The organism is Azonexus hydrophilus (assembly GCF_001956855.1).
Classification (GTDB): Bacteria; Pseudomonadota; Gammaproteobacteria; order Burkholderiales; family Rhodocyclaceae; genus Azonexus; species Azonexus hydrophilus_A.
Window position 1 is genome coordinate 320,443 of record NZ_MTHD01000001.1, and the last position, 11,889, is coordinate 332,331.

At 58.9% G+C, this 11,889-nt stretch carries 13 protein-coding genes, 2 tRNA genes and 1 riboswitch; of the genes, 4 read left to right on the plus strand and 11 right to left on the minus strand.

The features are described 5' to 3' along the window. Positions 1 to 91: 91 nt before the first annotated feature. Positions 92 to 1,366 carry a YfjI family protein gene (locus tag BJN45_RS01560; protein ID WP_076091392.1) on the minus strand — a complete coding sequence of 425 codons (1,275 nt, stop codon included), beginning with the start codon at positions 1,364 to 1,366 and terminating at the stop codon, positions 92 to 94. 846 nt (positions 1,367 to 2,212) lie between these two features. Between BJN45_RS01560 and BJN45_RS01570 the strand changes: the two genes are divergently transcribed. Together BJN45_RS01570 and BJN45_RS01575 are read left to right on the plus strand one after the other, a co-directional pair. Beyond that, entirely contained in the window at positions 2,213 to 3,088 is an 876-nt protein-coding gene (locus BJN45_RS01570) for a dienelactone hydrolase family protein (RefSeq protein ID WP_076091396.1), read from the plus strand. A 68-nt stretch (positions 3,089 to 3,156) separates the two neighbouring features. Next, positions 3,157 to 3,585 carry a ProQ/FINO family protein gene (locus BJN45_RS01575; RefSeq protein WP_076091398.1) on the plus strand — a complete coding sequence of 143 codons (429 nt, stop codon included), beginning with the start codon at positions 3,157 to 3,159 and terminating at the stop codon, positions 3,583 to 3,585. Positions 3,586 to 3,653: 68 nt separating this feature from the next. On the opposite strand, the gene BJN45_RS01580 is transcribed toward BJN45_RS01575, so the two are convergent. After that, entirely contained in the window at positions 3,654 to 4,082 is a 429-nt protein-coding gene (locus tag BJN45_RS01580; RefSeq protein WP_076092488.1) for a PRC-barrel domain-containing protein, read from the minus strand. 224 nt (positions 4,083 to 4,306) lie between these two features. Between BJN45_RS01580 and BJN45_RS01585 the strand changes: the two genes are divergently transcribed. Next, the gene (locus BJN45_RS01585) at positions 4,307 to 5,137 is read left to right on the plus strand and encodes an alpha/beta fold hydrolase (RefSeq protein ID WP_076091400.1); all 831 of its coding nucleotides are present in this window, start codon (positions 4,307 to 4,309) and stop codon (positions 5,135 to 5,137) included. Positions 5,138 to 5,183: 46 nt separating this feature from the next. Here the strand turns inward: BJN45_RS01585 and BJN45_RS01590 are convergent, their stop codons facing one another. The 5 genes from BJN45_RS01590 to BJN45_RS01610 all read right to left on the minus strand — a co-directional run bounded on the left by BJN45_RS01590 (position 5,184) and on the right by BJN45_RS01610 (position 6,773). Beyond that, complete coding sequence (locus tag BJN45_RS01590) at positions 5,184 to 5,477, minus strand: hypothetical protein (protein ID WP_076091402.1); 294 nt, start codon at positions 5,475 to 5,477, stop codon at positions 5,184 to 5,186. 35 nt (positions 5,478 to 5,512) lie between these two features. Further along, a complete protein-coding gene (locus BJN45_RS01595; protein WP_076091404.1) occupies positions 5,513 to 5,728 on the minus strand; it encodes a glycine zipper 2TM domain-containing protein in 216 nt (71 codons plus the stop codon). 60 nt (positions 5,729 to 5,788) lie between these two features. Then, on the minus strand, positions 5,789 to 6,334 hold the full coding sequence (locus BJN45_RS01600) for a hypothetical protein (protein WP_076091407.1): 546 nt from the start codon (positions 6,332 to 6,334) through the stop codon (positions 5,789 to 5,791). Positions 6,335 to 6,607: 273 nt separating this feature from the next. Beyond that, positions 6,608 to 6,683: transfer RNA gene (locus BJN45_RS01605), tRNA-Lys, on the minus strand. A 14-nt stretch (positions 6,684 to 6,697) separates the two neighbouring features. Then, positions 6,698 to 6,773 (minus strand) — tRNA-Lys (locus BJN45_RS01610). A gap of 147 nt (positions 6,774 to 6,920) precedes the next feature. On the opposite strand from BJN45_RS01610, the gene BJN45_RS01615 reads away from it, so the two are divergent. Then, a complete protein-coding gene (locus BJN45_RS01615) occupies positions 6,921 to 7,745 on the plus strand; it encodes a mechanosensitive ion channel family protein (protein WP_076091409.1) in 825 nt (274 codons plus the stop codon). A gap of 30 nt (positions 7,746 to 7,775) precedes the next feature. Here the strand turns inward: BJN45_RS01615 and BJN45_RS01620 are convergent, their stop codons facing one another. Genes BJN45_RS01620 through ahcY form a run of 4 tightly spaced genes read right to left on the minus strand, consistent with a single transcriptional unit; the run spans position 7,776 to position 11,741 of the window. Continuing rightward, positions 7,776 to 8,612 (minus strand): HDOD domain-containing protein, encoded by an 837-nt coding sequence (locus BJN45_RS01620; RefSeq protein WP_076091411.1) that lies wholly within the window; start codon positions 8,610 to 8,612, stop codon positions 7,776 to 7,778. Positions 8,613 to 8,651: 39 nt separating this feature from the next. Further along, positions 8,652 to 9,476 carry a methylenetetrahydrofolate reductase [NAD(P)H] gene (gene metF / locus BJN45_RS01625; protein WP_076091413.1) on the minus strand — a complete coding sequence of 275 codons (825 nt, stop codon included), beginning with the start codon at positions 9,474 to 9,476 and terminating at the stop codon, positions 8,652 to 8,654. Further along, positions 9,473 to 10,300, minus strand: a complete 828-nt coding sequence (locus BJN45_RS01630) for a TlyA family RNA methyltransferase (RefSeq protein WP_076091415.1) — start codon at positions 10,298 to 10,300, stop codon at positions 9,473 to 9,475. The genes metF and BJN45_RS01630 overlap by 4 nt, the downstream gene beginning before the upstream one ends. 28 nt (positions 10,301 to 10,328) lie before the next feature. Beyond that, positions 10,329 to 11,741 carry an adenosylhomocysteinase gene (gene ahcY / locus BJN45_RS01635; RefSeq protein ID WP_076091417.1) on the minus strand — a complete coding sequence of 471 codons (1,413 nt, stop codon included), beginning with the start codon at positions 11,739 to 11,741 and terminating at the stop codon, positions 10,329 to 10,331. 81 nt (positions 11,742 to 11,822) lie between these two features. Next, a riboswitch (S-adenosyl-L-homocysteine riboswitch) is annotated at positions 11,823 to 11,884 on the minus strand. Between the last annotated feature and the right edge of the window lie 5 nt (positions 11,885 to 11,889).

Below are 11,889 nucleotides of genomic sequence, written 5' to 3' on the forward strand. Positions count from 1 at the left end.
GCGCACTCTCGGAAAAAACTATTTGGCGTATGTTCCGGTTAAAACTACGGCTAATCCGCGAATGATTCGCGGATTAGCAGCTTGTTGAGTGCTACTGCAGCAGTGGCAGAACGTGCATGACTTGCTGCCCACGGACGATCTGGCCGTAGTAGTTGTCGTGCAAGAACAGCATCTTGGTTGCCTTCCTGCTCATTTGATTGTTTGAAAGCATGTGGGCGGGAAAATGGCTGATTCGATTCGTCTCCATCAGTCGTTGAATAGCGAGCTCTAATGTGTCTCGATTTCGCAGGCTATTTGGTCCGTACCTGAGTAAGAAGCTCTTCGCAACTGTGTATGAACCTGTTCTAAAGGCATACTCGATCAGCCAGTTGTCCAGCTTCAATGCGTGATCATTCAGGATATCGACCGGTCCTGGTGGCGTGAATAACCTCAAAAATTCCGCTGCGTACCAGAGAACGACTTGAGCGGCACGATGGAGTGTCTCTTCCGAAATTTCAGTTCCTTCATGTCCTTCAAAGGCGTGAAATACTCCGGCCATGCGCGCGATGTTCTCTGCGATTTTTGAGGCGTAATCGCGGTTTTGAGCGAAGACACCACCTGTTGCACAGGCGAATTCAATGTTGTCGTAAATTTGCTCCCAGGCAATTTGAGCCGGATAGGCAAAGGTCAGTGTTACGTTTTCAAATCGTTTCTGATTTGCGCCAGGAAGAAAACGCTCGACTTGCTCGTGCAGCAAATCCAAACACCGCTGATTGAAGTCATTCACGTAAACAAGTTCTTCTGGTCGCGGTTTGATAAAGCGAGAGCCTTGGGTGGATTCGGGATAGCAGACATGGCAGCGAGCAAGAAAGCCAATTCCACGTGCATTGTCACCACGCCTTTGCATGAATTTCTCAAAGATGGTCGGTTGCACCATCCAGATCAATGAACACCTCGGGGATAGCACAACAAGGCGCTCGTACTTGCGATCCACGGTAATGCTGTTTCCTCCCCATATTTTGTTCAACAATCCGAGGTCATTGACGAGGTTGCTACTGAAAATCCGCCCTGCTTCATCTTCGCAGAGGCATACAGAAGGTGAGTAATGGTCCATGTGTGCGATGGTGCCAGCCGGGGTGCTATCCCCGACGAGCACAGATACAATGCACTTGTATTTTCTTGAAGCAGTTTCCTCGAATTCTCTAGCGGCGCGAAAATACATGGCGTCAGCAGTGGATTTGCGCTCTCCAGATTCGGCGATGATGATGAAGTATGCTGAACAGGGTCCCTTGAGACCGTTCAGTCGTTCGACTTCGAATTTGGATTGAACGGCATGAGAGGTTGCGGCCAACGCTGAACTAGCAATCAGTGCTGGCGGTGCCTGCATAACCCGGATGCCTTCCTCTACTGCATTCCTAATCTTGGGAGGAAGCGCATCAGTTGGGAACGGTATACGGGTTGAGTGTTGAAATGGGTATGACATGTGGTGCCCTTTCTGGCTAACGATTCGTCAAGTGGATTTTTTCGACTGAGTTTTCTGGTTGCGCGGCAGGGCCCTTGCAGCGAATCAGATCTGGTTCATCAATTTCTGGGTCGTTTTCTCCTTCAGGCTTTCTTGGTGTTAAGAGCAGTTCGTAGCTCGCCGACATTCCAGCGAGTGTGAGAACCGAACTTCTTTGGTTGCGGCAGCTCATTTCGGCGCAGACGAGCCCAAATCGTTGGTGTCTTGCATCCGAAAAGTGCTGCGACGACGGTTACATCAACGTGTGCTGCGTTCGGCAACTCGTCAAACTTCGTTAGATCCTTGCTTTGCATCCGCTTTGTCCTCCTTTATCTGTGGCGTTTCACGGTGAAGCCGATTCTGAAGAGCTTCAGGGATCAAGTCGAAACGCCAATACCAACGGATATCGCGTCTTGACAAATCGCGGCTGCTGATGATTGGGACGTACGCGGCCGACCGCGCCTAGAAAAGGTGCGGTGGTCAGTGGGGTAAAATGTGAACGTTTACTCTGTGGTCGTTCGAGAAGCATCAACCTGAGGTGAGTACTATTCAGTTGAAAGCACTCTAAAATCGAAACACAGTGATGCTTGTGATAGATGGGTAGCTAGACGGGTAGCTAGTGGCTAGAAAGCCAAGTTGATGAATGTTTATCTAATTGAATATATAGAAAAAATATTTTTTGTTTGGAGCAGTTCGACATCGTTCTGATGTAACCCCACCGAGGAGACAACTATGGACAACAAAGCAGAATTCGACAGCCTGGTGCCGGCACAAGGCTTCGACCGGCGCAGCTTCCTGGTCACCAGTCTGGGCGCCGGCTTTGCCCTGGCGACGATGCCGGTTGCCGCGCAGACGGCGATCCGCACCGATGCCACCGGGCTGCTCGCCGGCGAAGTCCGGGTGCCGGTCGGCGACGGTGAAATGGTCGCCTACCGTGCCGCGCCGGAAGGCGTCGCAAAAGCCCCGGTGGTATTGCTGATTTCGGAAATCTTCGGCGTCCATGAATACATCCGCGACACCGCCCGCCGGCTGGCCAAGCTCGGCTATTTCGTCGTTGCCCCGGAACTGTTCGCCCGCCAGGGCGATCCGCGCAAGATCGACAGCGTCGCCGAGATCATCGAGAAGATCAGCAGCAAGACGCCGGACGCCGAGGTCATGAAGGATCTCGACGCCAGCGTTGCCTGGGCGGCGAAGCAGGGCGCCGACACGACGCGCCTGGCGATCACCGGTTTCTGCTGGGGCGGCCGCATCACCTGGCTGTACAGCGCGCACAACCCGGGCGTCAAGGCCGGTGTTGCCTGGTACGGTCGACTGGTCAGTCCGGTCAATTCCTACAACCCGCGGCATCCGATCGACCTGGTCGGCGAACTGAAAGCGCCGGTGCTTGGCCTCTATGGTGGGGTCGACACCGGGATTCCGGTGGAAACCGTCGACGCCATGGAAGCCGCATTGAAAAAGGGCAGCCCGGCAGCGCAGGCATCGCAGATGCACCTCTACGACAACGCCCCGCACGCCTTCCACGCCGATTACCGGCCCAGCTACCACAAGGAAGAAGCCGAGGACGGCTGGCAGCGCATGCTGGCCTGGTTCCGCAAGAATGGCGTGTGAACGCCATCGCAAGGCACGAAGGGGCGCATTCGTGCTAACCTTCGCGACTTGATCCGACCGCCTTCATCATGACCACTGCCGAATCCGCCACGCCCGTCGCTTCCGACAAGCCCACCGATATCCGCGTCCTGCTCAAAGACCTGCAGGCCCGTTTCGATGTTTTCCGCAACTACAGCCCGCTGGCCATCGGCATCGACAAGCAGTTGTTCGCTGCGCTGCCGGAACTGAGCAAGAAGTCGGTCCGCCTGGCGATGCGCAGCCACACGATGGCGACGCGCTACCTGCGCGAAATGGAAAAAGCCACGCACCGTCTGAATCTCGACGGCAGCCAGGCCGGCGAGGTGACCGACGAAAACCGCCTGCATGCGACGGAGTTGCTGAAGGAACGTTTCAAGAAACAGGCCGAACAGCGCAAGGCGACCGAGGCTGCGGCCAAGGCCGAGGCGCTGAAGCAGCAGAAGCTGCAGCAGCTGACGGAGAAATTCGGCCGCAGGTAAGGTCGACCGCAACAAAGTAAAAAAGCCAGTCCGATGACTGGCTTTTTCGTTTTCAGCCCAAGTCCCTCTCAGTGGATGGGCTTCGTGCCGTAGTAAGCGTGAATGCTTGCTGCCCAGCTCGGGTCGGCCATGTTGGGCCAGCGATTCTTGTCGAACCCGGGTGCGTTTTCGAGCTGCTCCTTGTCGATATCGAGTTTGAAGCACTTGTTCTCGGTGTCGAGCTTTAGTGCTTCCCAGGGAACGGCAAACAGCTTTTCGCCCATCCCCATGAAGCCGCCAAAGGAGAGTACGGCATAGCTGACACAGCCGCTGCGCATGTCGATCATGATTTCCTTGATGTCGCCCAGCGTTTCCGAGTTCTGGTTGCCTACGGTGTTGCCGATCAGCGTATCGGCACCCATCAGGTGCGGTCCTGGGCCGTGGCTGCTGTCAGGGCCGGTAGAAGCACCGGATGCCGCCTTGTACATCCCGTAGGAATCGTGTTCTTCATAGTTCATGTCCATCTCTTGTCGATGCCAGTTGAAAATGATGCTGCATGTTCCGCAATCACGGACGAGCATTCAGGCTAGGGTGTATGTGCTGGCATGTCTGTGTGCCAACGCACCGAGTCATGATCGCAGTGGCTCGGTGTAAAACTCGTATGGCATAAGACGGCTGGGTAGCAGACAGCTGAAAACACGCGCTTGATACTGGCCGTCCAACTCTACGAACGGATACCTCCATGAACTGCGTCATCACTCCCGACAATACCCGGCTGCACGTCAAGGACTGGGGCACGGGCAAACCGGTCATCCTGATTCATGGCTGGCCGCTATCCGCCGATAGCTGGGACGAGCAGGCAATGGCCATTGCCCAGGCCGGTTATCGAGCGATTGCCTATGACCGCCGCGGTTTTGGCCGTTCCTCGCAGCCGTGGAGCGGATACGACTACGACACGCTGGCCGATGACCTGGCTGCGGTGATCGAACAGACCGGTGCCCAGGATGCAACGCTGGTCGGTTTTTCGATGGGGGGCGGCGAAGTGGCCCGCTACATGTCGCGTCATGCTGGTGCATCAGTGGAGAAAGCGGTGCTGATTTCATCCGTACTGCCGTTCCGCCTGAAAACCGATGACAATCCTGCCGGGACCGGGCAGGAGGTTTTCGATCTGATGGTGCAGGCGATCAATGATGACCGGGCGGGTTTCTTTTCCGGTTTCTTCAGGGATTTTTTCGGCGTGGGAATATTATCCAGCCCGGTCAGCAACGAAGTGCTGGAATGGGCTCGTGGCCTCGCCATGCAAGCCGGGTTGCCGGCTGTGCTGGGTTGTCTGAAAGCATTCTCGACGACGGATTTCCGCGGAGATCTGGTGGCTTTCAAGGTGCCGACACTGATCATTCACGGCGCCGACGACAAGACCGTGCCCATTGCTGCCTCCGCCCGGCCCACGGCCAGCGGCATTACAGGCTGTCGCTTCATCGAATACGAGGGGGCGCCGCACGGTCTGTTCGCCACCGACAAGCTGCGTCTGAGCCAGGACCTGCTGTCTTTCATCAGGCAAGGGATACGCTGAGTCAGCTGGCTGGCAGGGATTGCTTCCTGTCAGCCAGCTTTTTCGTTCAGCGCGCTGGTTCTGCAGGTTCGGTCGGGACAACGACAACGGTATTGCCGCCGGTACGTCCCTGTTCTCCCGTCGACCCGGTGGCACCTGTTTCGCCGGTGGCGCCGGAGATGCCTGGCGTGCCGGTTGTGCCTGTTGAACCGGTTGGCCCGCTCAGTCCGGTTGCACCGGTGGGGCCGGCCGGGCCCGCGACCGGAACGGTAATGATCGTCGGGGTGACGGCCTGTGGTTTGTCGCAGCCCGCTTGTGTCAGCACGGCCGCAATGGCGAAAATGACAATTGCGTGATTCATGTTGGTTCCTTCCGGAAATTTGGTGTCAGTACAGATCACTTCGCAACTTCGTGGCCGATGACGCCACCGACGACTGCGCCACCGATGGTTCCCACTGCGCTGCCACCGGTCAGGACGGCGCCGCCAACAGCACCGGCACCAGCCCCGATGGCCGTACTCTTGTCTTGCGAAGACATGCCCGAACAGGCGCTGAGACTGATCAGTGCAAGTGTTGCCAGCGTGATCGTCGTGGATTTACGGATTGATTTCATGAGATTGCCTCTTCTGCAAGATTGAACGGGCACCCGTTTTCAGGGCGCCCGTAGCGATAATTACTTGTTGTATTGCGCCTTGGCCTTGTCCAGGCAGCTATCCTTGGCAGTGCCGGAATAGCTGTCGCACTTTTCCTTGGCGACGGCATAGCGGGCATCCGCCTTGTCATCGCTGGCTTCCTGGCGTGCTTCTGCGGTCGTCTTCTGCGCCTTGGCATTTGCCACTGCGCTGGTCTGGGCAGCCTTCGCCTCCTTCACGCATACATCCTTGGCATTGCCGGCCAGGTCATCGCATTTTTCCAGCGCAACCTCATGGTTGGCATCAGCCCTGGCGACGTGCACCGCCTGGCTGTTCTTTGCTGACGGCTGGTAGGCCGCCGAAAGTTCTGCCCGGGCGATCTTTTCCTTGCCTTTTGCTTCGGCACCGCAGATATCCTTGGCATTACCCGACAGGGCATCACAGTTTGCTTTGGCTGTGTTGTATTCCTGGGAGATGGTGTTCCGGCCCTTTTGATAGTCGGCCTTGGACATGTCAGCCGCCAGTGCAGCATGAGAAAACGAGAGAGTGATCGCGAGGGCGATGGCCTTGAGAGTGTGATTTTGCATGTCAGTCCTTGGGTGTGTTGTTGTCGCGGTGAGGGACCGCTTTCTTTGCCGGTAGCGGGCAGCGTCATTGCCGCATCGCTTCCCCGCAGCATTTGGAAAGCACTGCGATAGGCTTGGATGGTTCAAGGATAGAGAGGGTGGGCAGCCGTCACTGTCCGCTGCCGCACACACGGGCGGTTTTTTCCTGGAGCGGACAAGTGGGTGGGGGGGCGCTGGATGCCAGGGCAGCCGGAAACAAAAAAGGCCTGCGCCTAAGCGCAAGCCTTTGAATTCTGGTGGGGCGTGAGTGATTCGAACACTCGACCTACGGATTAAGAGTCCGCTGCTCTACCAACTGAGCTAACGCCCCAGAATTTCCAACTTTGGTGGGTCGGGCGAGATTCGAACTCGCGACCAACGGATTAAAAGTCCGCTGCTCTACCGACTGAGCTACCGACCCGGCCCACACGGGAAGCGCGCATTATAGCCATGCCTCTGCCAGGCGTCAACGCTGTTCGGGAAATTGTGAAGATATGTGCCGCAACGGATTTTTTGCGGACGGACTGGATAGAATTTCCGACACATTTCCAACTGTGCTGGAGGGCATATGAAAGAAGAGGATATTTCCCGTTATCAGGACATTCTGGTGACGACCCTGACCGACGTCGGGGTCAAGGTGCTGGCTGCGATTGCCTTCTGGGTCATCGGTCGCTGGCTGATCGGCCTGGCAATTCGCCTGGTGCGTGGCGCGCTGGAGCGCCAGAAGGTCGATCCGACCTTGCTGCGCTATGTCGGCTCCATCGTCAATGTGACGTTGAACATCTTGCTGGTCATCGGCATTCTTGGCTATTTCGGCGTCCAGACGACGACTTTTGCCGCCCTGGTGGCTGGTGCCGGTATTGCCATCGGTGCAGCCTGGGCTGGCCTGCTGGCGAATTTCGCGGCCGGGGCTTTCCTGATCGTGCTGCGGCCGTTCAAGGTTGGCGATTTCGTGACGATGGCCGGGACGACGGGCACGGTGACCGAAATCGGTTTGTTCGCGACGACGATCAACACGCCGGATAATGTCTCGACGGTGATCGGCAACAACAAGATCTTTGGCGACAACATCCAGAATTTCACCAACAATCCCTATCGCCGGGTTGATCTGAAATGCCAGTTGTCCGGCGCGGCCGATCATCAGGCGGCGATTGCGCTGCTCAAGGAAAAGATTGCGGCGATCCCCAATGTGCTGGAGCAGCCGGCGGTTGATGTCGAAATTCTGGATTTCACGCTGGTCGGGCCGGTGCTGGCCGTGCGCCCGTATTGCAACAACGATCACTACTGGCAGGTCTATTTCGATAGCAACAAGGTGATTCGCGAGTCGCTGGCCGATGCCGGTTTCCCGGCGCCGATGCCGGCGCAGAGCGTGATCGTGACGCAGGCGGGGTGATGTCGTCCGGGGCCGCAGGTGCGGCCCCGTTCAGAAGCGCAGCGCGGCGGCCAGCGATTCGACTTCGCTGGCAGATTCTTCAAGAATGCTGCTCAGTGTTGCGTCGTCCACGACGGCATCGATCAGCGGAGCCGAGTCGGGTGCGCGGGTGGCGCTGCTTTCGTTGAGCGGCGAGGCGACGGTGGCCAGTTCGTTGGCCAGCAGCAGGGTGTCGCCGAGGGTGACGGGGGGCAGCGAGCGCAGGCCGTCCCACAGGGCTTCGATGGCCTGGCTGACCGGCTCGGGTATGGACAGGCGGGTGAGGATGGCACGGCCGACGGCAGGCTCGGCCTGTTCGCTCCAGTCAGCCGGTTCGCCTTGCAGCAGTTCAGGAAACTCGGTCGCCCGCGAGATCAGGTAAAAGCCGCCGATTTCGTGGATGATGCCGGCAAAGAAGGCAGTTTCCGGATCAAGTCGGGTGATGCGCCGGGCGATGATCTGGGCCAGGGCGGCAACGCTTGCCGTGTGCGCCCAGAGTTGTTCGCTGGCCGCGCGCAGCGCCGGTTGCGCTGGCGTGCCAGCCATCTGCCGGGTGGCGATGGCCATGGTCAGGGTCCGGGTGGTGCGCAGACCGATCCGCGATACGGCATTGCGCAAATCCGTGATGGCCTGGCCACCGCGGCTGTAAACAGCACTGTTGGCAACGGCGACGACGCGGGCGGCGAGCAGGGGATCGTTCTTGATCAACTGGACGGCGCGATCGATGTGGCAGTCCGGGTCGTCCAGTTGCTGCAGCAGTTTCAGCGAGACATCAAGCCCGGTCGGGAAAACCAGTTCTCCGTTCCGGGCTTGCTCGGCAATCAGTTTGAGGGCGTCGATGCGTTCCATCGGCAAATCTTAACCTGCGACATGCCGGATGTGTGCATCTCAGCCCAGTCGTTTGCAGATTTCGGTCGTCAGCGCTGACTGGTTCATCGAATAAAAGTGCAGGCCTGGGGCGCCGCCCTTGAGCAGGCGTTCGCACAGTTCGGTGACGAGGTCGAGGCCGAAGGCGCGGATCGATTCGGTATCGTCGCCGTAGCTTTCGAACTTCTTGCGCATCCAGCGCGGGATGTCGGCGCCGCAGGCGTCCGAGAAACGGGCCAGCTTGGTGAAGCCGACGATGGGCATGATGCCGGGCACGATGGGGACATCGACGCCGAGCGCGCGGGCTTCATCGACGAAATGGAAATACGCGTCGGCGTTATAGAAATACTGCGTGATCGCTGAATTGGCGCCGGCCTTGACCTTGCGCACGAAGGCATCGAGATCATCCTTCGGACTTCTGGCTTGCGGGTGCCATTCCGGGTAGGCGGCAACTTCGATGCTGAACCAGTCGCCGGTTTCGGCGCGGATGAATTCGACCAGTTCGTTGGCGTAGCGGAATTCGCCGGTTTCGGCCATGCCCGACGGCAGGTCGCCGCGCAGGGCGACCGTGCGGCGGATGCCGGCAGCCTTGTATTCACCCAGGATTTCGCGGATCGAGTCGCGGCTGGAGCCGATGCACGACAGGTGCGGTGCGGCGTCGAAGCCTTCGGCAGCGATTTCCTTGACCACGGAGAAGGTGCGCTCGCGCGTCGAGCCGCCGGCACCGTAGGTGACCGAGAAGAATTGCGGATTCAGTTTTGCCAGTTCGGCGCGGGTCGACCGCAACTTTTCGATGCCTTCCGGCGTTTGCGGCGGGAAGAACTCGATGGAGATTTCAGGTTTCATTTTGTCAGCCAGATGAAGAATTCGCGGTTGCCGTCACCGCCGGTAATGGGACTGTCGAGCCAGGCTTTTGCGGTCAACCCGAGTTTTCGGGCAATTTCCAGGAAGCGCCCCTCGATTTCACGGTATAGCGACGGATCGCGCACGATGCCGCCTTTGCCGATGTTGTGCGGGCCAACCTCGAACTGCGGCTTGATCAGCAGCAGCAGGTCGCCGTCGGTGGCTAGCAGCGCTGGCAGTTGCGGCAGGATCAGCGCCATCGAGATGAACGAGACGTCGCCGACGATCAGGTTGAAACCATCGGCCGGCATTGCGTCGCCGAGATCGGCCGCAGTCAGTGCGCGGCAGTTGATGCCTTCGAAAGCGGTGATGCGGGTGTCGGTTTTCAGTTTGCCGTGCAGTTGACCGTGCCCGACATCGACACCGACAACACGCCGGGCCCCAGCCTGCAACAGGCAATCGGAGAAACCGCCGGTGGATTGGCCAACGTCGAGACAGATCCTGCCATCGACGGCAATGCCTGTTTTGTCGAGGGCGCCGGCCAGCTTCAGGCCGCCGCGCGAGACGTAGCGGTCGCTGTCGTCGCTGCTTACGGTCAACCCCGCGTCTGGCGGCAATTCCAGCGCTGGTTTTGTGATCGCTGCGCCATCGACGAAAACCCGGCCGGCGGCGATCAGCTTTTGCGCCTGCGTACGCGATGTCGCCAGCCCGCGGTGCACGAGCAGGGCATCGGCGCGCAACATGCCATGACGCTCAACCGGCGTTTTAACCGGTTGAGCGTCACGCGACCGCCCACCCTGGCGGGCATGGAATGAGTTCATGCTCATGGGGTGGTCGGCCTCGTGGCGGCTCGGCTTAGTAGCGGTAGTGGTCGGCCTTGTACGGGCCTTCCTTCGGTACGCTGATGTAGGCGGCCTGTTCGTCGGTCAGCTCGGACAATTGGGCGTTCAGCGTCTTCAGTTGCAGACGGGCGACCTTCTCATCAAGATGCTTGGGCAGCGTGTAGACACCGACCGGATACTTGTTGGAACCCTTGATGGCTTCGGTCCACAGTTCGATCTGGGCGATGGTCTGATTCGCGAAGGACGACGACATCACGTAGGACGGGTGGCCCGTACCGCAGCCGAGGTTAACCAGGCGGCCCTTGGCGAGCAGGATGATGCGCTTGCCGTCCGGGAAGATGACGTGATCGACTTGCGGCTTGATCTCTTCCCACTGGTACTTCTCGATCGAGGCGACGTCGATTTCGTTGTCGAAGTGACCGATGTTGCAGACGATGGCGTTGTTCTTCATCGCCGCCATGTGGTCATGCGTGATGACGTGGAAGTTGCCGGTCGTGGTGACGAAGATGTCGGCCTTGTCGGCAGCGTATTCCATGGTGACGACGCGGTAGCCTTCCATCGCGGCCTGCAGGGCGCAGATCGGGTCGATTTCGGTAACCCAGACTTGGGCGGACAGGGCGCGCATTGCCTGGGCCGACCCCTTGCCCACGTCGCCGTAGCCGGCGATGACGGCAATCTTGCCGGCGATCATCACGTCGGTGGCGCGCTTGATGCCGTCAACCAGCGATTCGCGGCAGCCGTAGAGGTTGTCGAACTTGGACTTGGTCACCGAGTCATTGACGTTGATGCCCGGGAACTTGAGTTCGCCGCGCGCATGCATCTGGTACAGGCGATGCACGCCGGTGGTGGTTTCCTCGGTGACGCCCTTGATCTGGGCCAGACGCACGGAATACCAGGTCGGATCGACGGCCAGTTTGGCCTTGATCGCGGCGAAAAGAATGGTTTCTTCTTCCGAACCCGGCTTGGCCAGAATCGAGATGTCCTTCTCGGCACGGGCGCCGAGATGCAGCAGCAGGGTGGCATCGCCGCCGTCGTCGAGGATCATGTTCGAATAACCGCCATCGGCCCATTCGAAGATGCGGTGGGTGTAATCCCAGTAATCGACCAGGGTTTCGCCCTTGACGGCGAAGACCGGGATGTTCTGCGCGGCGATCGCGGCGGCAGCGTGATCCTGGGTCGAGAAGATGTTGCACGAGGCCCAGCGGACTTCGGCGCCGAGCGCGGTCAGCGTCTCGATCAGCACGGCGGTCTGGATGGTCATGTGCAGCGAACCGGTGATGCGCGCGCCCTTGAGCGGCTGGGTCTTCGCGAATTCTTCGCGAATGGCCATCAGGCCCGGCATTTCGCCTTCGGCAATGAGGATTTCCTTGCGACCCCAGTCGGCAAGGGAAAGATCGGCAATAACGTAGTCTTTGAATTCAGCCACAGTAAGCTCCTAAATAACTGTGACGGGGAGGGGAATAACGGCGTTGTTGCTCACCGGCGGCCCCCTGCGCCCGGCAGGGTTGATCAGTGAGCGCCGTTTTAAACCGAGCCTGGGAGAGATCTCCTGCAGCGCCCCTCGGTAGGTTGCG